At 35.9% G+C, this 23,607-nt stretch carries 25 protein-coding genes and 1 pseudogene; 20 read left to right on the forward strand and 6 right to left on the reverse strand.

The annotated features are described in order from the left end of the window. Position 1 precedes the first annotated feature (1 nt). Complete coding sequence (locus ACQKMD_RS04290; RefSeq protein ID WP_427749785.1) at positions 2–373, forward strand: fluoride efflux transporter FluC; 372 nt, start codon at positions 2–4, stop codon at positions 371–373. Then, positions 370–720: a fluoride efflux transporter CrcB gene (crcB, locus tag ACQKMD_RS04295; protein ID WP_427749787.1), complete on the forward strand. Its 351-nt coding sequence runs from the start codon at positions 370–372 to the stop codon at positions 718–720. The genes ACQKMD_RS04290 and crcB overlap by 4 nt, the downstream gene beginning before the upstream one ends. 43 nt (positions 721–763) lie before the next feature. On the opposite strand, the gene ACQKMD_RS04300 is transcribed toward crcB, so the two are convergent. After that, complete coding sequence (locus ACQKMD_RS04300; RefSeq protein ID WP_427749789.1) at positions 764–1,744, reverse strand: P1 family peptidase; 981 nt, start codon at positions 1,742–1,744, stop codon at positions 764–766. 165 nt (positions 1,745–1,909) lie between these two features. On the opposite strand from ACQKMD_RS04300, the gene ACQKMD_RS04305 reads away from it, so the two are divergent. The 3 genes from ACQKMD_RS04305 to ACQKMD_RS04315 are packed head-to-tail and all read left to right on the forward strand — an operon-like array spanning position 1,910 to position 5,509. After that, on the forward strand, positions 1,910–2,275 hold the full coding sequence (locus tag ACQKMD_RS04305; protein WP_427749791.1) for an ArsR/SmtB family transcription factor: 366 nt from the start codon (positions 1,910–1,912) through the stop codon (positions 2,273–2,275). Continuing rightward, positions 2,262–4,370, forward strand: coding sequence for a heavy metal translocating P-type ATPase (locus tag ACQKMD_RS04310; RefSeq protein ID WP_427749793.1), 2,109 nt, complete (start codon positions 2,262–2,264; stop codon positions 4,368–4,370). Before ACQKMD_RS04305 ends, ACQKMD_RS04310 begins: the two co-directional genes overlap by 14 nt. Positions 4,371–4,399: 29 nt before the next feature. After that, the gene (locus ACQKMD_RS04315; protein ID WP_427749795.1) at positions 4,400–5,509 is read left to right on the forward strand and encodes a GNAT family N-acetyltransferase; all 1,110 of its coding nucleotides are present in this window, start codon (positions 4,400–4,402) and stop codon (positions 5,507–5,509) included. 42 nt (positions 5,510–5,551) lie between these two features. On the opposite strand, the gene ACQKMD_RS04320 is transcribed toward ACQKMD_RS04315, so the two are convergent. After that, positions 5,552–5,707, reverse strand: a complete 156-nt coding sequence (locus ACQKMD_RS04320; RefSeq protein WP_427749796.1) for a lmo0937 family membrane protein — start codon at positions 5,705–5,707, stop codon at positions 5,552–5,554. Between the two features lie 96 nt (positions 5,708–5,803). Here ACQKMD_RS04320 and ACQKMD_RS04325 point away from each other — a divergent pair, with 96 nt between their 5' ends. From ACQKMD_RS04325 to ACQKMD_RS04355, 7 genes are all read left to right on the forward strand, one after another. Continuing rightward, positions 5,804–6,112: a late competence development ComFB family protein gene (locus tag ACQKMD_RS04325; RefSeq protein WP_427749798.1), complete on the forward strand. Its 309-nt coding sequence runs from the start codon at positions 5,804–5,806 to the stop codon at positions 6,110–6,112. A 106-nt stretch (positions 6,113–6,218) separates the two neighbouring features. Further along, positions 6,219–6,638 carry a transcriptional regulator MntR gene (mntR, locus tag ACQKMD_RS04330; RefSeq protein ID WP_427749800.1) on the forward strand — a complete coding sequence of 140 codons (420 nt, stop codon included), beginning with the start codon at positions 6,219–6,221 and terminating at the stop codon, positions 6,636–6,638. Positions 6,639–6,664: 26 nt separating this feature from the next. Continuing rightward, positions 6,665–7,525, forward strand: a complete 861-nt coding sequence (locus ACQKMD_RS04335) for a CvfB family protein (RefSeq protein WP_427749802.1) — start codon at positions 6,665–6,667, stop codon at positions 7,523–7,525. 273 nt (positions 7,526–7,798) lie between these two features. Further along, on the forward strand, positions 7,799–8,731 hold the full coding sequence (locus ACQKMD_RS04340; RefSeq protein WP_427749804.1) for a DUF1002 domain-containing protein: 933 nt from the start codon (positions 7,799–7,801) through the stop codon (positions 8,729–8,731). A 187-nt stretch (positions 8,732–8,918) separates the two neighbouring features. Then, positions 8,919–9,893, forward strand: a complete 975-nt coding sequence (locus ACQKMD_RS04345) for a ring-cleaving dioxygenase (RefSeq protein WP_427749806.1) — start codon at positions 8,919–8,921, stop codon at positions 9,891–9,893. Between the two features lie 35 nt (positions 9,894–9,928). Further along, positions 9,929–10,210: a GNAT family N-acetyltransferase gene (locus ACQKMD_RS04350; RefSeq protein WP_427749808.1), complete on the forward strand. Its 282-nt coding sequence runs from the start codon at positions 9,929–9,931 to the stop codon at positions 10,208–10,210. A 135-nt stretch (positions 10,211–10,345) separates the two neighbouring features. Continuing rightward, complete coding sequence (locus ACQKMD_RS04355; protein ID WP_427749809.1) at positions 10,346–10,804, forward strand: DUF4064 domain-containing protein; 459 nt, start codon at positions 10,346–10,348, stop codon at positions 10,802–10,804. 137 nt (positions 10,805–10,941) lie between these two features. Here ACQKMD_RS04355 and ACQKMD_RS04360 read toward each other — a convergent pair. Further along, a pseudogene (locus ACQKMD_RS04360) lies at positions 10,942–11,277 on the reverse strand (transposase); the annotation flags it as partial. A 516-nt stretch (positions 11,278–11,793) separates the two neighbouring features. Here ACQKMD_RS04360 and ACQKMD_RS04365 point away from each other — a divergent pair. Further along, positions 11,794–12,243, forward strand: coding sequence for a GNAT family N-acetyltransferase (locus tag ACQKMD_RS04365; protein WP_427749811.1), 450 nt, complete (start codon positions 11,794–11,796; stop codon positions 12,241–12,243). A 99-nt stretch (positions 12,244–12,342) separates the two neighbouring features. Continuing rightward, the gene (locus tag ACQKMD_RS04370) at positions 12,343–12,663 is read left to right on the forward strand and encodes a hypothetical protein (protein ID WP_427749813.1); all 321 of its coding nucleotides are present in this window, start codon (positions 12,343–12,345) and stop codon (positions 12,661–12,663) included. 142 nt (positions 12,664–12,805) lie between these two features. Here the strand turns inward: ACQKMD_RS04370 and ACQKMD_RS04375 are convergent, their stop codons facing one another. Both ACQKMD_RS04375 and ACQKMD_RS04380 read right to left on the reverse strand, forming a co-directional pair. Further along, positions 12,806–14,326, reverse strand: a complete 1,521-nt coding sequence (locus ACQKMD_RS04375; protein WP_427749815.1) for an acetyl-CoA hydrolase/transferase family protein — start codon at positions 14,324–14,326, stop codon at positions 12,806–12,808. A 227-nt stretch (positions 14,327–14,553) separates the two neighbouring features. Next, positions 14,554–15,204 (reverse strand): LytTR family DNA-binding domain-containing protein, encoded by a 651-nt coding sequence (locus ACQKMD_RS04380; protein WP_427749816.1) that lies wholly within the window; start codon positions 15,202–15,204, stop codon positions 14,554–14,556. Between the two features lie 425 nt (positions 15,205–15,629). Here ACQKMD_RS04380 and ACQKMD_RS04385 point away from each other — a divergent pair, with 425 nt between their 5' ends. From ACQKMD_RS04385 to ACQKMD_RS04400, 4 genes are all read left to right on the forward strand, one after another. Further along, entirely contained in the window at positions 15,630–16,415 is a 786-nt protein-coding gene (locus ACQKMD_RS04385; protein WP_427749817.1) for a helix-turn-helix transcriptional regulator, read from the forward strand. 92 nt (positions 16,416–16,507) lie between these two features. Further along, positions 16,508–17,272, forward strand: a complete 765-nt coding sequence (yidC, locus tag ACQKMD_RS04390) for a membrane protein insertase YidC (protein WP_427749819.1) — start codon at positions 16,508–16,510, stop codon at positions 17,270–17,272. A 52-nt stretch (positions 17,273–17,324) separates the two neighbouring features. After that, positions 17,325–17,570: a hypothetical protein gene (locus ACQKMD_RS04395; RefSeq protein WP_427749821.1), complete on the forward strand. Its 246-nt coding sequence runs from the start codon at positions 17,325–17,327 to the stop codon at positions 17,568–17,570. 169 nt (positions 17,571–17,739) lie between these two features. Then, positions 17,740–18,498: a M15 family metallopeptidase gene (locus tag ACQKMD_RS04400; RefSeq protein ID WP_427749822.1), complete on the forward strand. Its 759-nt coding sequence runs from the start codon at positions 17,740–17,742 to the stop codon at positions 18,496–18,498. Positions 18,499–18,552: 54 nt separating this feature from the next. Here the strand turns inward: ACQKMD_RS04400 and cls are convergent, their stop codons facing one another. After that, positions 18,553–20,007 (reverse strand): cardiolipin synthase, encoded by a 1,455-nt coding sequence (gene cls, locus ACQKMD_RS04405; RefSeq protein ID WP_427749824.1) that lies wholly within the window; start codon positions 20,005–20,007, stop codon positions 18,553–18,555. A gap of 176 nt (positions 20,008–20,183) precedes the next feature. Here cls and ACQKMD_RS04410 point away from each other — a divergent pair, with 176 nt between their 5' ends. Continuing rightward, entirely contained in the window at positions 20,184–21,575 is a 1,392-nt protein-coding gene (locus tag ACQKMD_RS04410; RefSeq protein ID WP_427749825.1) for an L-cystine transporter, read from the forward strand. A 979-nt stretch (positions 21,576–22,554) separates the two neighbouring features. Then, a complete protein-coding gene (locus ACQKMD_RS04415) occupies positions 22,555–23,550 on the forward strand; it encodes a DUF4097 family beta strand repeat-containing protein (RefSeq protein WP_427749827.1) in 996 nt (331 codons plus the stop codon). Positions 23,551–23,607: the final 57 nt, after the last annotated feature.

The raw sequence follows: 23,607 nt of genomic DNA on the forward strand, positions 1-23,607 counted from the left end.
AATGGTAGAAATAATATCAGTCGCTATTGGCGGTATGATAGGAGTAATGCTTCGCTATGGTGTGACAATAACAGTACCGTCAGAATGGGTGTTGTGGGTTGTTAATGGAATAGGGAGTGCTATATTAGGAGTATTAAACGGGCTATTTGTTCGTTATAAACCAGCCAATTCATTACGACTTTTTTTAACAACAGGTATGTTAGGGGCATTTACGACATTCTCCACTTTTTCTGCTAGTTGGCTTGCACTTATGCAGACTAGTACGTTATTAGCCATAGTATACGCAATTATGATGACAGGCGTCTGCGTAGCGTTAGCTTCTTTTGGCTACTTATGCACAGTACCGAAAGTAAAAGCAGGTGAACGATTATGACCTGGTTTTTAGTTGCTATAGGTGGTGGCCTCGGTGCCGTAGCTCGTTATGGTGTGATTGAGTGGATGAAGCGAAAGGAACAACCCTTTTTTATCTCTACATTTCTTGTAAATAGTGTTGGTTCACTATTGATAGGGATGGCTTTACATTTAGGGTCGGAGCAAGCGACGCTTACCTCATTCTTCACAATTGGCTTTTTAGGAGCATTCACTACATTTTCTACATTTGCTTTTGATGTTATAAAATTAATAGAAGAACGTGATTATCGTGCGGTGTTATTGTATCCAGTCCTCACATTATTTGTAGGTATTGTTTTAGTAACGCTCGGTTGGCAAATATTAGCTTAATACGAAAAGGAAGCTTGGCAATAATGCCAGGCTTCTTTTTTTTTTATAATTGCCCTTTGCTAATCATGCGACCTTTCCGTCCAGTTGTCGTTTCAGCATGTAGTATAGACTGGTATATAGATTCTTCAGTCGCTTCAATAACCGCTTGGAAAAGGTTATTCATTACGTCTGTATCATCACGTAATATTGAATGTTCTGCAGTTAAGGAATTTGAAGTGTGTGGGATTGTATAGGCATTTGAAAAGCCGATAATAATATCACCACTACCATTATGGATATGTGTTCCTGTTCTACCTAAGCCAATGGAAGCGCGTTTAGCCAAACGCTTTAGTTGACGTGCATCAACTGGTGCATCGGTAGCGACAACGATAATGACTGAACCATCTGGCTTGTCGATTTGTTTTTGTTGCCAGTTCGCAAATTTGCATTCATGGGCATTGCCAAAGTTTGTTAAAGATAATACTCCAACTGTATAAGCTCGATCTTCGTTATCCACAATTCTAGAAGAGGAACCAATTCCTCCTTTGACGTTGTAACAAATCATACCTTTACCAGCACCCACTGCTCCTTGTTGAACAGGTCCACCCTCAGCATTTTGGATTGCATTTTGTGCATGCTCGGGTCTAACGGCCATTAAACGCATGCTATTTAAATGACTATCGTTACATTCACCAACAACAATATTAAGTGAGCTAGTAGAATCTCCAATTGACGGATTTTCTTGCAACATATACTGCAAAGTACCTTCTAAAACTGCTCCGACACTAAATGTGTTTGTTAGCATAATAGGCGATTCTAGTACCCCTAATTCTTCTATTTGTATAAGACCGGCTGTTTTACCAAAGCCATTCAATACAAAGCTTGCAGCAGGTACTTTTTGTTCAAATGGATTTTGGTTATGGGATAAGATCGCTGTTACACCCGTACAAATTGTGTCTTCCTCATCTAACTTTTTGTGTAATGTTACATGCCCAACTCGTACATTTGGGACGTCTGTTATAGCATTCCATCTCCCTTTATTCATAACTAATCTCTCCTAATTATCTTTTTAATTAATTATATTGAAAATTCAAAATATAAACAATGGAGAAAATTGTCCTGAACAATCAAACGACCATTTGAATAAAATATATAAAAAATGTATACTGATATCAACAATCAAATGGATGTTTGAATGAGGAGGTGCAGAATGCAAAAAGATATGTGTGAAGTAACTAAAGTACATGATGAAGCGGTAGAGCGAGTACAAAGTCAAATTCCCGAATTGCAAAAGTTAGCTCAATTCTTTAAAGCATTTTCAGATGAAACGCGCTTAAAGATTTTATATGCATTAACAATTGAAAAAGCATTGTGTGTCTGTGATGTAGCAGCGATTATAGGTTCCTCAACGGCAACAGCATCGCATCATTTAAGGTATTTACGCGATAATGCTTTAGCAAAATCGCATCGTAAGGGGAAACTCATTTATTATGAACTTGCAGATAATCATGTTGAACTACTTGTGAAAATTGCCTATGAACATTTGAAAGAAGGGGATTGCATTGAAAAAAACTGAGCAGCAAGAGTATAGATTGCAGAATTTATCTTGTGCGAGTTGTGCAAAGAAATTTGAAAAGAACATTCAAAATATCTCTACAGTAGATGGAGTGCAATTAAATTTTGGAGCAGCAAAGCTCACAGTTATAGGAGAAGCATCAATTGAACAACTTGAAGAAGCAGGTGCCTTTGATGGCATAAAAGTTAATCATGCAGATGATAGAAGGATTGAAAAAAATACTCCATTTTTTAAGAAGAAAGAAAATATCTTAGCGGGTATTTCTTTAATATTCGTTTTAGCAGGTTATTTAGTGGCATCGTTTAAAGGTGATGATTATTTACCAGCGATAACTTTGTTTTTATTAGCCATAGTCATTGGCGGATATGATATTTTCAAAACAGGATTTAAAAATTTACTTCGATTAGAATTTGATATGAAAACGTTAATGACGATTGCCATTATTGGAGCAGCAATAATAGGCGAATGGCAAGAAGGGGCAGTTGTTGTCTTTTTATTTGCTGTTAGCGAAGCGTTAGAAGCATATTCGATGAATAAGGCAAGACAGTCAATCAGTAGTTTGATGGATATTGCACCAGCAACTGCGATGGTACGTAGAGGAGATCAATTAGTAGAACTTGCAACAGAGGATATTCTAATTGGTGATATATTAATTGTAAAACCGGGGCAAAAGATTGCAATGGACGGTAAAGTGCAAAGTGGTATTTCAAGTGTAAATCAAGCTCCAATTACGGGTGAATCAATTCCAGTAAGGAAAGAAATAGGCGACGAAGTATTTGCGGGAACATTAAATGAAGAGGGCGCGTTGGAAATCTTAGTTACGAAACATGTAAAAGATACAACGATTGCGAAAATCATTCATTTAGTAGAAGAAGCCCAGGCAGAAAAAGCTCCTGCCCAAAAGTTTGTAGATCAGTTTGCAAAATATTACACACCACTAATTATTTTAATCGCTTTATTAGTGGCATTTATAACACCACTATTTTTGGGCGATTGGAATCACTGGATATATCAAGGATTAGCTGTATTAGTAGTCGGCTGCCCATGTGCACTTGTTATTTCAACCCCAGTGGCAATTGTCACAGCAATTGGAAACGCAGCAAGACAAGGAGTTCTCATTAAAGGTGGAGTTCATCTAGAACAACTTGGGCGTATAAAAGCAATTGCATTTGATAAAACAGGTACATTAACAAATGGCGTACCTGAAGTAACAAATGTATTAGTAGCGGATCATATTACGGAAGAAACTTTGATTCGTTTAGTAGCTGCAGTGGAACAGTCATCTCAGCATCCATTAGCTCGTGCAATTTTACAATATGCAAAAAAACATAAGGTACTACCAGCTATTGCTGAACAATTTCAATCGGTGACAGGTAAGGGTGCATATGCTGAAATAGATGGTGCTCGTATTTCTGTAGGGAGTTTAACATGGATTCAAGAAATAGTAAGTATTCCTAAAGCTATGCAATCTACTATTAGCAACTTTCAAAAAGAAGGGAAATCTGTTATTGCCGTAATGTCAGGAGAAACTTTCCTTGGTTCTATAGCAATTGCAGATAAAGTTCGAAGTAATAGTGTAAGTGTCATTCAAAAACTTCGTGACAATGGTATTGCACATACTGTTATGCTAACTGGTGATGCTGAGCCAACAGCTCGAGCTATAGCGCAGGAACTTCAGTTAACTGATATACGTGCTGGGTTATTACCAGAAGACAAACTACAGGCTATGAAAGAACTACAGTCTCAGTATGGTTCGGTTGCTATGGTTGGAGATGGTATTAACGATGCACCTGCTTTAGCGAATGCAACAGTTGGCATTGCGATGGGAGGTGCTGGTACGGATACAGCATTAGAGACAGCGGATGTGGCATTAATGGCAGATGACCTAGAAAAATTACCATATACGATAAGACTTAGTCGAAAAACGTTGCGAATTGTTAAAGAAAATATTATGTTTGCATTAGGGCTAAAATTGATAGCATTACTTCTAATTATTCCAGGATGGTTGACACTCTGGATTGCTATCTTTGCAGATATGGGTGCAACCCTACTAGTAGTATTAAATTCGTTACGTTTAATGCGCATGCAGAAATAACTGTATCGCGTAATCGGAGGTCGAGTAATGTGAAACTAATAGAGTGGACAATGGAAGAACAGGAACAGTTAATACATTTTATGACGATGAATACGTGGCCATATCACGTCAATTCTCATCCAGGTCGTGAACTAGTTGAAAAGGCGATTGATGAGGGTGGCTACGAGTCAGAAGAGGTGAAGACGTTCTGGTTAGAAAGCGATGAAGGCGAAAAGGTAGGTTTGGTGAAGATTTATGATCTGCAAGATGAAATACCTCTTTTTGATCTACGTATTGCGGAAAAATGGCGTGGGTTAGGGCATGGTACTGCTGCATTAAGGCTGGTCTCAAATTATGTATTCAGTTTGCATGAGAAGAAGATTCGTCTTGAAGGGCATACACGACAGGATAACTTCCCAATGCGCAAAACCTTTGAGCGTGCTGGTTTCTTAAAGGAGGCACATTTAAGACAAGCTTGGTTTGTACCAAAAGAGTATGCATACTATGATGCTGTCACATATGGCATCACCCGTGAAGATTTTTTAGAAGGCAAAACAACGCCTGTTAGTTGGGACGATGAAAAAGTAAAAGAGGAAGTTCGTTTTGAAAAAAACTGGGATTTCCCTAATACGTTTAATTCTGAAAGATTGATTATACGTATGCCGCTTATGGAAGATGCTGAAGCAGTTTGGGATTCGATTATTGAATCAGCAACGTCATTGAAACAATACATGCCTTGGGCTCAGACATTACCTAAATCTGAAGAGACAAGAGAGAATATTCGACAAGCTATTGCAGATTTTTTGGCGAGAAAAGACTTGAGATTGCATATATTTTTAAAGGCGACAGGAGAATTTATAGGTAGCTCTGGTTTACACAAAATCGATTGGGATATTCCAAAGTTTGAAATTGGCTATTGGTTAGATGCACGTCATGAAGGTCAAGGCTATATGACAGAGGCAGTTGAACGTATTACACAATTTGCTTTTGAAGAGTTACATGCTGCGCGTATAGAAATTCGTTGCGATGTTGAGAATATTCGTAGTAGAGCTGTTGCTGAACGAGCACAATACGAATTAGAGGGAATCTTTAAAAATGATTCACTTTCTGCTAACGGAAAAGTATTGAGAGATACTTGTATATATGCCAAAACACAATAAAAAAATCGAATGCCAATGCGTTTACGCATTGGCATTCGAATGTTATAATGATTTCTTTCCTGCCAGTAGCTGAACGAAGAACATAATACCCGCAATGACTAAAATAATGTGGATGAGACCGCCACCAATTTTAAAAAGTAAGCCAAGTAACCAGAATGCGATTAAAATACAGATAATCCACCATAGCAGTTTCCCCATTAGGAACACCCCTTTTGTTGTTATGTATAAATAATTCCCTTTTTCGAAAAAATTAAACATAAGGGAATTGTCGGAAGTACTTGAAGGAGAGAGAATATGACGGAACAAATGAAAACCTCGATAGTTACTGAAGAAGTGAAATTGTTGAACGTAACAGAGGAAATCGTGCGAGGACTTGTGACTTTCACTATTCATGGTCCTGACTATCCAACATTTTGTCGCTGCCAAAAATGTGAATTAGATATTTGTGCTATTACGTTAAATCATTTAGATAATCATTTTGTGACAACAAAAGAAGCTCGTGAAAGAGCCTACACTATTTTAAAGACACCCGAGAGCATCGAGAAAATTAATAAACAAATCATACATGCGATTCACATTGTTAGTCAGAAATCGACACATTAAAAGAACAATTCCCTGTAATAGGTACGCTCATTTACCGTTTTAGGTTACGTTTTATTAGTGCTTGTAGTAAACTATACAGTAGGATATGGAAAGAGAGGGACATGAGATGCCGACACCGAGTATGGAAGACCACATCGAACAAATATACTTATTAATTGATCAAAAGGGTTATGCGCGCGTATCGGATATCGCTGAAGCATTGTCAGTTCTTCCTTCCTCTGTTACCAAAATGGTTCAGAAGCTTGATAAAGATGGTTACTTAGTGTACGAACGTTATAGAGGCCTCATGTTGACCCCTAAAGGCTCCAAACTAGGCAAGCGTTTAGTAGAACGACATGATCTACTAGAGAATTTTTTAAGACTAATTGGTGTAGATGAAGAACGAATTTACAATGATGTTGAAGGAATTGAGCATCATTTAAGTTGGAATTCTATAGACCGCATAGCAGATCTTATACAAGTGATGGAAGAAAATCCTACATTTATTCAAAAGCTTGAGGAGTTAAAAACTCAACAAAGTGAATGATATGTCATATGAAGGGAGCTAGATGTATGGCAGAATTACAATCAGGCGATATCGTTAAATTATTTGTGAAAGAAAAACAAGAATCAAAGTATATTCTAACCAATGATTTTGTTGATATTCCACTTAATATTTCGGAAGTAACGGAGCCTTTAGAACTAAATAGTAAAATTGAGGTATTTTTATTTGCTGACCGTAGAGGAAATCTATCCGCTACAACAGCTATACCTCATATTAATAAAGATGAATACGGCTGGGCACGCGTATTACATGTGAAAGATCGTGACGGTGCTTATGTTGATATCGGTACTTCTAGAGAGGTATTAGTACCAGCGGAGGATTTACCAAAGCTTAAGCCACTATGGCCAGAGCCGGGCAATCATTTATTTATCACGTTGCGTACAGACCGTGATGGAGGTTTATTCGGACGCCTTGCTACAGAGGAAAAAGTATTGGAAATGTATGAAGATGCAGAACCTGAACTTTTCAACCAAAATATCATCGCTCGTCCATACCGTTTACTACCAGTTGGAACATTCCTTATTGGTGTAGATACACCTTATCGTATTTTTGTACACGAATCAGAACGTAATGCAGAGCCTCGCCTTGGTGCAGATATCTCAGTACGTGTAATTGAAGTGAAGGAAGACGGTACTATTAACGCTTCAATGTTACCACGTAAATACGAACGTCTATCGGATGACGCTGAGAAAATCTTTGCTTACTTACAAGAAATTGGCGGCAAAATGCCTTTTGGAGATAAATCGTCTCCTGAGGAAATCAAAGAGATGTTCCATATGAGTAAAGCTTCGTTTAAACGCGCTTTAGGAACATTAATGAAAGCCGGACGAATTACACAAGTAGATGGTTGGACTGAAATTAAAGAATAAAATTGATGGAGCAAAAGTAGAAAGTTTCCATACTTTCAGAAACTTTTTGCTCCTTTTTTTCGTAATAATACATAGTGGTGAGAAAATAAGTAAAATCATAGTATGTAGCAATTGCTATCAACAAATTTTTTTGATTCAGTTATTTAGTTAGTTTTTCTTAATACAATCAGTTTGATAGAAGTCATACTATTCGTTGCTTAAGAACGCATCTGTATGAAATAGTCTACTCTACAAACGTATATGAAACACTTTTAAATGAAGGAGGAAATAGAAATGAAAAAGAAATTTTTAGCCATCTTAACGGCAATGTTTTTAACAACTTCAGTTGTAGCACCCCCGATTAGCTTTGCAAGCACAACTGATACTTCAGCAACAAAAGCTATTAATGAAAAATTAGGTGTGCCAATCGTTGTTTACGGTGGCAATTTATCAGATACAGAAAAAGAAAGCGTGAAGAAAAGTCTAAATGTAGCAAGTGAAGCAGAAGTAGAAGAGATTACAGTAACAGGTGCTGATTTAGTAAAGTATATTTCAGATGGTGATGCACGTTCTCGTATGTATTCTTCAGCGAAGATTACGCGTAAAGATGCTGGAGTCGGATTAGTCATTAATATTGTAACACCACAAAATATTACACAAGTAACATCAGATATGTATGCAAATGCTATGTTAACAGCTGGTATTGAGGACGCTGTAGTAGAAGTAGCAGCTCCTAAAGCAGTTACAGGACACTCTGCACTTGTAGGTATTTATAAAGCATATGAAGTAACAACTGGTGAAAAGCTAGACACAGAACGTACTGATGTAGCGAATGAAGAACTTTCTGTCGCAACAGATTTAGCACAAAAAGCAGGCGTTGACGATGAAAAAGTAAGCCAACTATTAACTGAAATCAAAAAGCAAATTGCAGAACAAAAACCCGCAACAAAAGAAGATGTTGAAAAAATTGTAAACGAACAACTTAGCAAATTAGAGATTAATTTGAGCGATAAAGACCGCCAACTGCTAATTAATTTAATGAATAAAATCAGTAAATTAGATATCGATTTTAGTAAATGGGGCAGTCAATTAGAAGACTTAAGTAGTACGTTAAAAGATAAACTAGGTAGCATTTCAGAAGATATTAAAAGCGATTCGGGCTTTTGGGCAAGTGTTAAAAACTTTTTCCAAAAAATAATAGACGGTATTAGTGGCCTTTTTAGCTAATAGCTTAAAATACCATTTCAAGAGACTACTCCACACTATAGGTATGGAGTAGTCTTTTTTATTGTGAAAAATCGGTTGAGCATTGTAATTGCAATAGAAATATTAGAGTGATATTATGTGTTTAACAAATTATCTTGAATTCGAGATATATTCAAAGCGGTTTTTTATATATTAGGAGGCGTTTAATATGTCATTACATTTGGCAGGAATCCATCATGTTTCGGCAATTACTGCTAATGCGGAAAAAAACTATCATTTCTTTACAAAAATTTTAGGAATGCGTCTTGTGAAAAAAACTGTGAATCAAGACGATACATCTTCATATCATCTATTTTACGCGGATGCAGTTGGTACACCAGGATCAGATATGACGTTTTTCGATATTCCCATAGCTGGTCGCACCTACCCGGGAGTTTCAAGTATTAACAACACAGCTTTCCGAATAAAATCTAATGAAGCACTACAATATTGGGGAAATCGCTTTAAAGAATTAGAAATAGAGCATGATGAGGTTATGGAGCGCTTCGGACGCCAAACACTAACATTTCGTGATTTTGAAGGCTCACGCTTAATGCTTGTTGTAGATGATGGAGAAGGGGTACCTTACGGAGAAGAATGGACAGAAACAGATATACCAACAGAGTATGCGATAGTTGGATTAGGTCCTGTAACATTAACCGTCCATTTAGCAAAGCCTACTGAAACTGTATTATCGAAAGTTTTGGGATTTGAAAAAGCGGGGACATATCCTTCAGTAATACCCAATATGCCAGATATCATTGTTTATACAACAGGTGAAGGTGGTGCTGGTGCTGAAGTGCACATTGAAGAACGTCCAGATCTTCCTAGAGAACGCCCAGGCAGAGGAAGCGTACATCATGTCGCATTCCGAGTAAATTCTTTTGAGGAATATAATCTTTGGGAAGAGCATTTGCGTCAACATGGCTTCTATACTTCAGGAAAAGTAGATCGCTTTTATTTCCGGTCGATTTATTTCCGTGAACCAAACGGTATATTATTCGAACTAGCGACAGATGAACCGGGTTTTACATCAGATGAACCACTTGAAACTTTAGGAGAACAATTAGCATTACCACCATTCTTAGAGCCTCAACGTGACAAAATTGAAGCGAAATTGCGACCATTAACACTGTCAGAATAAATTGTGCTACACTAAATTAAAAAAGGGGTGTGTATATGGAATTTCAATTAAATAATCGTGGCAACGAAGAATTCGCTTTTGAGTACAAAGAAAAAAATGAATTATTAGCGGAAATTAGTTGGACAAAATTAGGGGATATTATGGTTGTTGACCATACATTTGTATCCGAAAAATTACGTGGACAAGGTGTTGCAAAAAAACTATTAGATCGTGCAGCTGATTATGCTAGAGAAAAAGATTTCAAGATTGAAGCTGTTTGCACGTATGTAGTAGCCGCTTTTGAAAAATCAAATGCATATGATGACATTAAAGTATAATTTCTTTTATACAATTAAACAGCAGGTTTAGAGAGGCAGCTCACTGAATATTTAGTGGGTTGTTTTTAATAAAAGTGAAACCAAATTAAAGGTTGTACGTATAGTAAATAGAAATGATAAATGAGAGGTGATTAGATGAAGAGAACGGGAGAAATGGCTTTAGGTATTATAGGTTCTGTTATTAACGTACTTGTAATTATTATACTTGCAGTAATGATATTCGGTGTCTCAACATTTGCGAATGAGACAACATTCCAAGATGAGATGTTGTCACAAATTCAGAATGATTCAAATTTAACTGCGGAAGAGATAGAATCGGTAACGCCTTTCATAGAAAATTTGCCAACTTACATAAATGCATTTGGATGGTTAGTTGTTGTTTTATTAGTAGCATCACTTGTATTTGGCATTTTAGGTGTTGTATTTATTAGAAAAAGTGATAAACAAAATATAGCTGGTACTTTCTTTATATTAGCAGGGGTATTCGCTGGAATTGTCTCATTAACTGCAATTCTATTTTATATTGCAGCGATTATGAGTTTTGTAAGGAAACCAAAAGTTGAGGAAATAGACACTTTTTATGTAAACGAATAAAACAAAAGAGCTCTTAGTAAAAAACTGAGGGCACTGAAAAAACTTCCATTTTAAAATGTAATGTTCTTCAATAGTAAACACCGGCACTTTTTGTTCGATTTTGAATAGAAAGTGCCGGTGTTTTTTTGATATTTCCCTTATTCTTCATTTAATAGCTTCAAAATACGTTTCAAATTCACCGCAAATATTGTTGTAGCTCCTTGGACTTCCAGGTTAAATAAACCCGCCGATTTTGCAGTATTGTAGCCATGCTAATTTTTTAACTCACTATTCTTCGCTTTAATTTTATAGCGCTTTTTCGCTAGGTCTTTGAATTTTTCCGTTGCTTGAAAAGCTGCTTGCTCTTCATGTTCTGTTGATTTTATGGAAACTGAATATGTTTTGCTTTTGGTACCGTCTTTATTACAGCCATCTTGTAATGGACAAACCTTACATTTCTCTGTGTCAAAGTAATAAATTTGTGTTTGATTTTTTACCTACGTCTTTTTTATTCGTTCGCGCTTTTCGAATCGATTCCATTTGTTATCACAAGATTTAATTTTGATAGCAGTTGAATCTCTTCTGTTTGTGCATACTGTAAATTATCTTTTCCTCAATAGTAACGATATAAGGGCTTAGAGTGTTTGGAAATCATGGATAGTAACATCTTGAGACCCCGCAGGAGCGTTAGCGACGAGGAGGCTCAAGGTCGTCCCCAGGAAAGCGTCCGCCGGAACGGAAATTAACGGCATCGAAGAAAAAGCCATGGCTAAAATTCATTTTATGGATTTTTTCAGTGCACTCCGTTTTCGCAAATGAAATGTACAATCTACTTAACAATGGCAATTATCAAAAAAACAAAATAAATGATAACCCTAAGGCGAAAAGCTTCTATGTGTACTTTTCTTGAATATATTTCAAAATTGTCCTATTTATTTATTTACTTAGCAGTAATTGAGTCGAAAAGGTATAGAAAATGTGAAATAATGAATACTAAGGAGTGATAGATAATGGCATGGGAAGAACAGACATTTGAAGAGTTAACAACGACAGATCTTTATCACATACTACAATTACGTATAAATGTATTTGTAGTTGAGCAGAAGGCTTATTATGCAGATCTGGATAACCATGATCAAAATTGTGTACATGTAACGTATGAGCAGGATGGAAAACTAATTGCTTATGCACGTGTTGTCCCTCCAGGTGAAAAATTCGAAATGGCTTCATTTGGTCGAGTAATCGTTTTACCAGAAGCCAGAGGAACAGGACTAGCACAGGAACTTATTAAAAGAGTAATGGTAATTTTAGAACGTAATTGGCCTGAAGCAGACATTTTTATAGAAGCTCAAGCCTATTTGCAAAAATTCTATGGTGCATTTGGATTTGAAGCTGTTTCTGAGGAATATATTATGGAATGTTTACCTCATATTGATATGGTGTGCAAGCGAAAAAAATAGTATTTTTACAAAGTGAAATAAAATGTCATGTTTAGTTATTTGGATATAAGGTAAATAACATAGTATGATGGAACAAAATATTGGAAGGAATGATGTTCAATGGCAAAAGGTAAATCTTTAGTAATCGCTGGTATCGCAGCAGGTGCATATGCATATTTCCGCAAAAAAGAAAACCGTGATAAAGCTGTAGTTGCATTTAATAATACGAAGGTTAAAGTTAATTCATTTATTGAAGCGCAAAAACACAATTATTCTGATTTAACTGAAGCAGGACACCCAAACCCTTATGATGAGGGTGATTCTAGAATGGTAGATGAAGGTGCGCTAACAAGTGTTCGATATTACAACGCTGAAATTCAGGATGATGGACAAGATAATTCATTTGATGACCCAGAACAGCCTGCAGAAGATAAGAAATAATAATAAAATAAAAGCCAACTGTAATAAATTTACGGTTGGCTCAATTTTTTTAGTATTAACGAATACAAAAAAGAGGAGTTCAAACCTTTGAAATATCAAAAATTTGAACAACCTCTTATAATTAAGCTATTTTAGAACTGAATTATTTTACTTCTTCAGGTTCTGGAGTTAGCATTTGACCGTATTTAGCAAGGTTTGTATGGAACTCAAAAGCCTTTTCTAATACGTGTGGAGTTTGTCCACCACGTGCATTAGCTTCTTCTACATATGCATTTAAAGCATCCTTGAATTTAGGGTGAGCACAGTTTTCGATAATAAGTGCAGCACGTTCACGAGGAGCAAGTCCACGTAAATCAGCATAACCTTGTTCAGTTACTATCACATCTACGTCATGCTCTGTATGATCAACGTGAGATACAAATGGTACTACTGAAGAGATTTTGCCGCCTTTAGCGTATGATTTAGTAACGAAGATAGATACACGAGAATTACGTGTAAAGTCTCCTGATCCACCAATACCATTCATCATTTTAGTACCGCTTACGTGAGTAGAGTTTACGTTTCCATAGATATCAAGCTCAAGAGCAGTATTAATCGCGATTAATCCCATACGACGGATTAGTTCTGGATGGTTAGAGATTTCCTGTGGGCGTAACAATACTTTTTCTTTGTATTTTTCTAAATTGTGATAAACAGATTCCATTTTCTCTTGAGAAAGTGTTGTAGAGCAACCACTAGCAAACTTAACTTTACCAGCATCGATTAAGTCGAATACAGCATCTTGTAAAACTTCAGAGTAAACTTCTAAATCTTTGAATTCAGAATCTAACATACCGTGAAGTACAGCGTTTGCAACTGAGCCAACACCAGATTGCATTGGAGCAAGTTCTTCAGTTAAACGACCCTCTTTGATCTCGTTACGTAAGAAACCAAGTAAATGAGAAGCAATTTGATCTGTTTCAGCATCTGGTGGAACGATTGCAGATTCAGAGTCTTCTTGATTTGTAATGACAATACCAGCAACTTTATCTAAATCTAAAGGAATACCGATAGTACCAATACGATCAGAAGCGTTTAACAATGGAATTGGACCACGTTCACCTTGGTTATCTGGAATATAGATATCGTGCATACCTTCAAGAGCTGGATAAGAAGAAAGGTTTAACTCGATAATAACTTTATCGGCAGTTTTGATGAAGATTGGTGAGTTACCAACAGAAGTTGTTGGAATTAACATGCCGTCTTCAGTGATGGCTACTGCTTCGATAATAGCTACGTCTACGCCTTTCATAGCTCCTTGGCGTAAGTATTCAGCAGTAATAGATAAATGTTGGTCAATATAGTACATGTCGCCATTGTTAATGTGACCACGCATAGCGCTATCAGATTGGAAAGGTACACGTTTGCCAATAATGCCTGCATCAGACATGATCGTATCGATATCAGAGCCTAGAGATGCACCTGTATATACATCAACTTTGAACTTTTCGTTTTTAGAACGCTCTACTAAAGCCATTGGTACTGCTTTCGCATCCCCTGAGCGTGTAAAGCCACTTAGACCAAGTGCCATACCATCTTGAATTAAAGATGCAGCCTCCTCAGCTGTAATTACCTTTTTCGAAAGTTCTGCATGACGAAGTCTATCTTCGATTTTTACTGTCATTACTATCATCCTCTCTGCTTAATGAATACTTTTCTATCATTATTACAAAAAATTACTATTCTTTTAAATTAGCCTGTATGAAGATTATACCTATTTTTTATATTATCATCGAATTGTCACATTTGCTCGAAAAAAGCATGAAAAGGCTTAAAAATAGCTCAAAAGAGAAAAAAAACGTGTAAACGAGAAAAAAGCTGTCTTAAAAGACAGCTTTTTCTTATGTTTACTTAGAATCCCAGTGAACGACGGAAATAGCTTGCGTAACGTTGACTGACAGGAATTCTTGTTCCATCCTTCATAATCAATAAGAAGGTTGAATGAGAATCCGGTTGGATTTCTTCAATAAAATCGATATTAACAATGTATGAACGATGGCAACGGATGAAAGAGTCCGGAGATAAGAAAAGCTCTAAATCACTTAAATTCAAACGATGATAGCCTTCTTTATACATTGTTTTCACAAAAGTTTTGCGAAGTTGAGTTTCTAAATAGATAACTTCTTTATGTTTGACAGGGTACCAACAGTCATCGATTTTAATTGTAATGTAGTTTGTAAGGAAAGGAGATGGCTTTTGTGGGAAAATAGCTGTGATAGCCCCTTTGGTTTCCCCTTCTTCCATTAACGGAATACTCATTCCATAGTAAGGAACACCGAATACTTCAGGTTCGATAAATGAATTGATTTTTTGTCCGTAACGAAGAGCTTGGTGTGTTGCTGAGCCTTCAGGGATTAGATCACCCGGTTTGATTTTTAAATCAACTTTTTTACTTGGCTGATAATATAAGTATTCTTCAGTATCTGAAATAACGATTGAAGTGTTATCAGGGAAAAATTCCTTAATAATTTGTATCAATTCCTCGATAGATCGTGGATCCATAAATCCTTACCTCGTTTCTTTCCATTCTTAAGTACTTTTCTAACATTTTACTATAGTTTAAAGACGAATTTAAGTAAAGAGAATCATTGGAATAATAAAAAATTATTTAGTGGAATCAGGATGAAGCAAAAGATACATGCGTTGCTTCTTTCATACTATAGTTTTGCCAAAAGAGTTTTGTAAGGAATTGTAGCATGCTTTGCAATAAAAATAAATTCCAGCCCCTTTAATTAATATTAATGGATAAATATTGTATAATATATATATATCACCTGTAAAATTAGTGAGAATAACGTCCTATAATATATTTTTTTACAAATTTTGCTTAGAAAGGTATAAAACTATTTTCATATTACCAATTTCGTTATATAGTTAGTTAAAGTCTAATATAAAACATGCGCATATTGTAGAAAGATGGGGAGTATATGCTACAACACCAATATTCTATTTCAGAAGCTATTTCAAAGAGGTATTTCCAAGAGATTGAAACGATGAACCGCTATGAAGGTATTGAAAAATTTTTTGAAATTGAATCCCAACTGTTAAGAGAGATTTATCAATTAGAGGCTGAAGCTTCAAAGGAATCTTTGCGTCTTCTAATTGATATTTTATCTGAGCGTTCTGGGAAGCATTTTTTTAGGGCAATCAGGCATTATTTTGTTGTACTTTCATCAGTTGTTACGAGAAAACTTATTGAGAACCAGGCACCATCTAAAAAGGCATTTGCCTTTAACGCCGCTTGCGTTGAGATGATTGATCAACGTATGAATGACGCAGAATTTTTACAGTTTGCGGATGATTTAATAGAATTCTATATTTATGTGATTTCTGAAAGAAAGCAGCCTTCTTACAAGCATCAAACCGTCAATAAAGTCATTATGTTTATTGATGATGAGGTAGAGACAGACTTATCTGTAGAAGATATTGCACAGTACTTTACGATCAGTACAAGTCATCTGTCACGTATCTTCAAGGAGCATGTGGGAATTACATTAGTAGAGTATTTGAACGTGAGGCGTGTAGAGGAATCGCAGTATTATTTAAGGCATACAAATAAAAGTATTTCAGATATTTCAGAGCAATTCCACTTCTGTAACCAGAGTTACTATACACGTATTTTCAAAAAGTATGTAGGGTTGACACCTAAGCATTTTAGAGACCAACCAAATCATGAGTACTTTCGTTTCCAACTACCAGACCGAAACATTTGAAAATATTGATAGTTTACTTCTTCTTTAATTTGAAATGTACTATATATTTAAGGTATACTTCACTATAGTTTGAGAAATTGTAGGTGAGAAAATTGAAGAAGAAAATTGGGTTACTCTCAATGCTTGGTTTAGTGCCGTTTGTGCTAGCTGGTTGTGATTCAGTGAAAAACCAAGAAGGCTTTTTTTATAGTTTGTTCGTAAAGCCAATGGAATTTGTTTTAAATTTCTTTGGAAATACGTTATTTACAGATAGTTACGGATTAGCGATTATCTTAATTACGGTTCTTATTCGCCTTGTCTTAATGCCGTTTATGCTTAAAAACTATAAGCATCAACAAGGTATGAAGACGAAAATGGATAAGCTAAAACCTGAAATGGATGATATCCAAAAGAAATTAAAAGCAGCAAAAACAAAAGAAGAACAAATGGCATTGCAACAAGAAATGATGGGTCTATATCGTAAACATGGAGTCAATCCATTGAATATGGGTTGTTTACCAGTTGTGATACAAATGCCAATTATCATGGGTCTTTATTATGCAATCCTTTACTCAACTGAGGTTCAAGCTCATCAATTCTTATGGTTTAGCCTAGGTAAACCAGATATTATTATGACATTGGTTGCTGGTGCGATTTACTTCGTTCAAGCACAAGTATCGTTATGGACTGTACCAGAGCAGCAAAAATCACAAATGAAATTGATGATGTATATTTCGCCGATTATGATCATGTTCATCTCATTCTCTAGTATGGCAGCATTACCACTTTACTGGTCTGTCAGCGGTGCGATTTTAATATTCCAAACATATCTTGGTCGTAAGTTCTATTCAGAACATCCGGAAAAGGCAGCAAAATAGTAATACAATGATCGGGGCAGATAGTGTCCCGATTTTTTTGGAGGAAAATACTTTGAAAATAAAAAATATTACGGGTGTATTAGTTGTTATTACGAGTTTACTGGCGCTATATTTCATCATTAAACAGAACTTTAATGTAGCTATACTATTCATCACATTAATGTTCACGGTAACGAATGCTTTTAGAGCAAAAGATTTTAAAGAAAAAGGTTTTGAAAAAGAGGCTAAATGGATGCGAGGAATGTCTATTTTCTTCGGGATTGCTACTTTAGCGATATTAGTAGTTAACTTCATGTAACCTTATTATGAAACGATATCTTGCGGTTGCTAGATATCGTTTTTATTGTTAGATGAAACATTTCCATATAGAGAACGTCTATATAAAAGCTATTTGGAAGTTGATGATTCTAAAGGTTCAAGTTAAGATGGTATAAAATACATAAAAGAAGGACAGGTATCAAATAAACATGAGTAAAAAAAATCATATCGAATTTCCATTTAAGATGATGGCTTCATTTGCGGTTTTTGCGTTAATAATGTCAGGATGTGGGAATAAAGATACTGAAAATAAAGAGGAACAATCATCAAAAACAACTGAAACATTTCATGAAGATATAGAAACGCAAGATTCAAAAAAGAATGAACAAGAAGAAGTACGTGACGCTGGAGGCTATATTGTAGGTCAAGAGCTCCCTAAAAAAGCAACTTATATAAATGATATATTAATTGCGAGTAAAAAGTATCCATTACCTGCCGACTTTGCTCCAGGTGAAGATCCTGAAGCACGTGCAGCTTATGAAAAATTATATGCTGCAGCTTTACTAGAGGGCTATACTTTTAATGCATTTAGTACTTATCGTTCTTATGACCGTCAAGTTGAGTTATATGCTAATTATGTAAATAGAAAAGGTGGCAAAGAAGCAGCCGATAGGTATAGTGCCCGTCCTGGTTATTCTGAACATCAAACAGGATTAGCTTTTGATATTGGTGAAGTAGGAAATGAACAACTTTTTGCAGACGAAGGTTTTGGTGCAACTGAAGCAGGGAAATGGCTTGCAAAAAATGCCCATAAGTTTGGATTTATAATGCGCTATCCGGAAGGAAAAGAAAATGTTACAGGTTATATGCATGAAGCATGGCATTTCCGTTACGTAGGAATAGATATTGCTAAAGATATCTATAGCAATAAAAGTACATTAGAAGAATACTTAGAAATAGGAAAGTAAATTGCTATATAAATAGGAAAGCCTTCTGAACATCCATTCAGAAGGCTTTTGTGTTTATAAAATAGGTGATAGTAAACGAGATATTGATTCTTTCATTTTAATAATACGAGAACGGTTAGCATATTTTTCAGGAGTCAATTCTGTGCATAACTGCATATCTTGCTCAAAAAGCTCTGCTAATTGATGGGAAGTTTCCCGATCATATATAAATGCATTTACTTCGAAATTCAATTTGAAGCTACGGAAATCGATATTAGCAGTGCCAACTGTAGAAGCTTCATCATCAATGACAATCATCTTCGTATGCAAGAAACCATTTTCATATATAAAGATTTTAGCTCCTGCTTTAATTAGCTGACCAATATAAGAATAAGTTGCCCAGTAAACAAACATATGATCAGGTTTGTTAGGTATCATAATACGTACATCAATCCCAGATAAGCATGCAATTCTCACCGCATCCATAAAACTATCATCTGGAATAAAATAAGGTGTTTGAATATAAACGTATTTTGTTGCCATTCCTATTAATTTTAAATAACCGATTTTAATTTGTTCCCATTCTGAATCAGGGCCACTAGAAACTATTTGCAAACCAACTTCACCTTTACGAGAAAAAGTAGGGAAGTATCGATCAGAGTATTCAATATCCTGGTTATCAGATGCTTGATTCCAGTCTAAAATGAAGCGAGTTTGAAGTGGATGTACAGAGCTTCCTTCAATACGTAAATGTGTGTCACGCCAGTAGCCAAATTTTTTGTTTAACCCAAGATATTCGTCGCCAACATTGAATCCACCAATATATCCTGTTCGACCGTCTACGATAACAAGTTTGCGGTGGTTTCGATAATTCAAACGAGGATTAATGAGGGGCAAAATTGAAGGGAAAAATACCTCTACCTCACCGCCAGCCTCTATTAATTGCTTGAAGTGTCTCTTGTGAACACCCCTTGAACCCATTTCATCATACAATACCCTTACTTGTATCCCTTGCTTCGCTTTTTTAATCAACCCATTTAAGATATGAGTTCCCAAGTTATCCATCTTGAAAATATAGTATTGAATATGGATATGGTCTTTCGCTGCTTCAATATCCTTTAGTAGAGATTTGAATTTCTCAGCACCATCAGAATAGATTTTCACTGCGTTATCTTGTGTTAAAACAGCGTGATTTGTACTTAGATGCATATAGATGAGGTCTTTATAGTGTGCTGCATCATCTAAACGATATTCGAATGTCCCATCTTCAATAGCTTCCATCTGATAATCAATTAGTTTTTCAATCCCAATTTTCTTGCGACCTTCCCATCGGAAAAGATGCTTTTTACGTAATTTACGACCTAATAATAAATATAATATGAATCCGCCAACTGGGAAGAAGAATAGGACTAATATCCAAGCCCATGTCGAGGAAGGTTCACGTCGTTCTAAAAATATAATGGGGATTGCTAATAAGATGTTCAACGATAAGGTGAGGGGCACTATAAATGAAAAAAAAGTTACAATCAAACGTTACACCTTCTTCCATTATTTCTTTCCTTTAGTATATCGTATATGTCTATAAGAAAGAAGAAGGTAGTGATTTTCTAAAGTTTCCTTAAAGCCTACTTGACCAATAGGGATTAATGGTTTATGGTATTCTATATAATTATCATTTATGCTTTTCTTTACTAGGAGGATTTACTATGAGTATTTTATTGACATCACTTAATGTTGTAGTACTTTTACTGCTCATTGGTTTATTAATTGTTATGCACCGCAAACATATATCTTTTTCAAAAAGGGTATTTGCTGGTCTAGGTTTAGGAATTATATACGGGTTAATCTTGCACTTTGCGTATGGCGTTGATGCACAAGTATTAGTAGATTCAGTTGGATGGTTTAGCATCATTGGATCGGGATATGTAAAATTACTTCAAATGGTTGTAATGCCATTAGTATTTATCTCTATACTTTCAGCGTTTACGAAAGTCATTATCGGTAAAAACTTTGGGAAGATGGCTACACTTATTTTATTTATCTTAGTTGGTACAACGGCAGTCGCCGCTGCGGTGGGTATTGCTTCTGCTGTAGGCTTTCAATTGGATGCATCACAAATCGTCCAAGGTGAAGCAGAGATGCAACGTGGTGAAGATATTGCTGCAAAATCAGCAGATATTGGTGAAAAAACATTACCACAACAAATTATTGATTTGCTCCCAGCTAATCCATTTTTAGATTTAACAGGTGCTCGTTCTACTTCAACAATTGCAGTTGTTATTTTCGCAGCATTCCTAGGGTTTGCTTATTTAGCAGTTAAACGTAAAGACGAAAAGACAGCTGATACAATAAAAGTAGGAATTGATGCAATCTATGCTTTAGTTATGGGTGTTGTGAAAATCATTTTACGTTTAACACCATTCGGTATTTTGGCAATTATGGCGTCAACAGTTGCAACATCAGATTTTAGTGCAATCTACAATATGGGTAAATTCGTTGTTGCCTCATATGTAGCATTAATCTTCATGTTCATCGTTCACTTATTAATTGTGACTGCATCAGGTTTGAACCCAATCACTTATTTGAAAAAAGTGGCACCAACTTTATTATTTGCCTTCACTTCACGTTCTAGTGCAGGTGCATTACCACTTAATATTCAAACACAAACAAATCGTTTAGGTGTTTCAGAAGGAGTAGCAAATTTCTCTGGTTCATTTGGTTTATCAATTGGTCAAAATGGGTGTGCAGGTATATATCCAGCTATGCTTGCTGTTATGATTGCGCCAAGTGTTGGAATTAACCCATTAGAACCATCATTTATTTTCACGTTGATTGCTGTAGTAGCAATTAGCTCTTTCGGTGTGGCAGGTGTTGGCGGTGGAGCAACATTCGCGGCAATCCTTGTATTATCAGCGATGAATTTACCGGTAGCTCTTGCAGGTGTTTTAATTTCTGTTGAACCTTTAATTGACATGGGACGTACAGCGTTAAATGTAAATGGTTCAATGACTGCAGGTGTCGTAACTGCACGTGTGACAGGTGAATTAGATAATGATATCTATGACACTGAAGCACCACAAGAATTAACTGAAATTTAATGTGCTTATTGAAAATCTGCTCTAGTCTAACTTAGAGCAGGTCAGACTGTAGACAAACTCTGAAAAAACGAGTTTTCTACAGTCTTTTTATTTATATATAGGATAGAACAGGTTTTCCGAAGCTTACCGCTCGCTTTCCGCGGGCGAGCGCCGAGCCGCTTCGTCGCTACGCTCCTGCAGGGTCTCGTCTGTCTCGCTATTCCCGCAGGAGTCGAGCAGACGCTTCTCCAAACAATAAAATGCTACCTTCTACTTTTCTATTGACTCATTCGTTTTGATACAGGATAGAACAGGTTTTCCGAAGCTTACCGCGGGCGAGAGTCGAGCCGCTTCGTCGCTACGCTCCTGCAGGGTCTCGTCTGTCTCGCTATTCCCGCAGGAGTCGAGCGACGCTTCTCCAAACAATAAAATGCTACCTTCTACTTTTCTATAACTCATTCATTTTAATAATTAAAGTAAGAATAATCTTGAGGTGATGGAAAACGATGAGGAGAAACCAAAATCATGAACGCGGCCAATTAAAGATAATTACAATTGAATAACTTGATCCACAAGAACATTTAGAATTGGATGCTGAGATTGCCTTCCTTTTACATGTCCGAAAACGAAAGAGGGATATTTTCAAAATACGAATATGTTTATGACAACTTTTATGATTGGTATATCTGTCGGGAAGAAGAGATTTTAAAATACACAACTACAATGAAAGAAGGATATCTCCAAAATAAATCCAATCCTTTAAAGTGAAAAAATGGGTACTCGTAGTGTACTACTCTTGATAATACTAAAGATTTATTGAGGAAAATTTTAAAGGCAGTTGGAATAGCTTAAACAACTGCTTTTTATCTTCAATCTGGCTTGCTCTAGTATAACTTAGAGCAGATTTTTTTACATCTAGCGTCTTTTTTAAATACGTCTCTGGTCTGATATGGCATATCTTACATTTTGGTATAGTAAATATAAGGAAAGAGGTGCTGAAGTGAGAAAAGTATTGGTTGGTATATTTTTAGTAGCAATAATTATAGTTTGTGGCTTTTATTATTTTACTGGAATGAAGATGAAAGGTGCGTCTATTGAGAAGGAGATAGAGGTAACGGATATAGATGCAATTAAGGTGTTAAGTTCATCGATTGATATTGAAGTCGTTGAAGGCAAAGGGGATAAGGCAGTTTTCACTATATCGGGAAAGGCAAAACCTAGTTTAGCGAGGAAAATATCTTTAGATGTAAAGAAAAGTGATCGCTCTATCGTAGCTGAAGCAAAATTTAAAAAATCAATCTCATTTATTAATTTTTACAGAGGTTCAGTTAGCTTGAAAGTAGCATTACCGAAAGCTATGTATGAGAAAATAACTGTGAATACTTCGTCTGGTGATGTAGCGTATGTAGATGTTTCTACGAAAGAGTTAGCTATTCGATCATCTTCAGGTGATATAGCTGGGAAAAATATTGTTGTAGATGGTGACGTAGAATTAACTACTTCAAGTGGAGATATAAGTATCCGAGATATGCAAATGAAGAACATTGTTATGGATGCAGCTTCTGGGGATGTTACCAGTCAAAGCATTACTGTAGATGGTGAAGCAAGATTAACTTCAAGTGGAGATATCTCCTCTCAGCATTTTAAAGCAAAGAACATAGTAATGGATGCAACATCAGGTGATATAGCAGCGGATTATATAGCTGGAGAAATTACAGCGAAAACTAGTTCAGGTGATATAGAATTGTTATTAGATTCAGTGAAAGACAATATAACCCTTAATACCAAAAGTGGAGATACAGCGGTAATATTGAAAAACAAGGCAGATAATTTAGGGATAGATTTTATAAGTGATTCAGGTGATGGAACAGTTATACATTCTGATGTGACTTTTAAAGAGAAAAAAGATCATCGAATTGTGGGCGAAATCGGTAACGGAAATCCGGTTGTTAAATCTCGAACAAACTCAGGAGATTTTGAATTAATCGCACAATAATACAAAAAGGGAATTTACCTCCTTTTTTTCGTAGCCATTTAGCTATAAAATGAAAGT

This window comes from Viridibacillus sp. NPDC096237 (assembly GCF_050278625.1).
Classification (GTDB): domain Bacteria; phylum Bacillota; class Bacilli; order Bacillales_A; family Planococcaceae; genus Viridibacillus.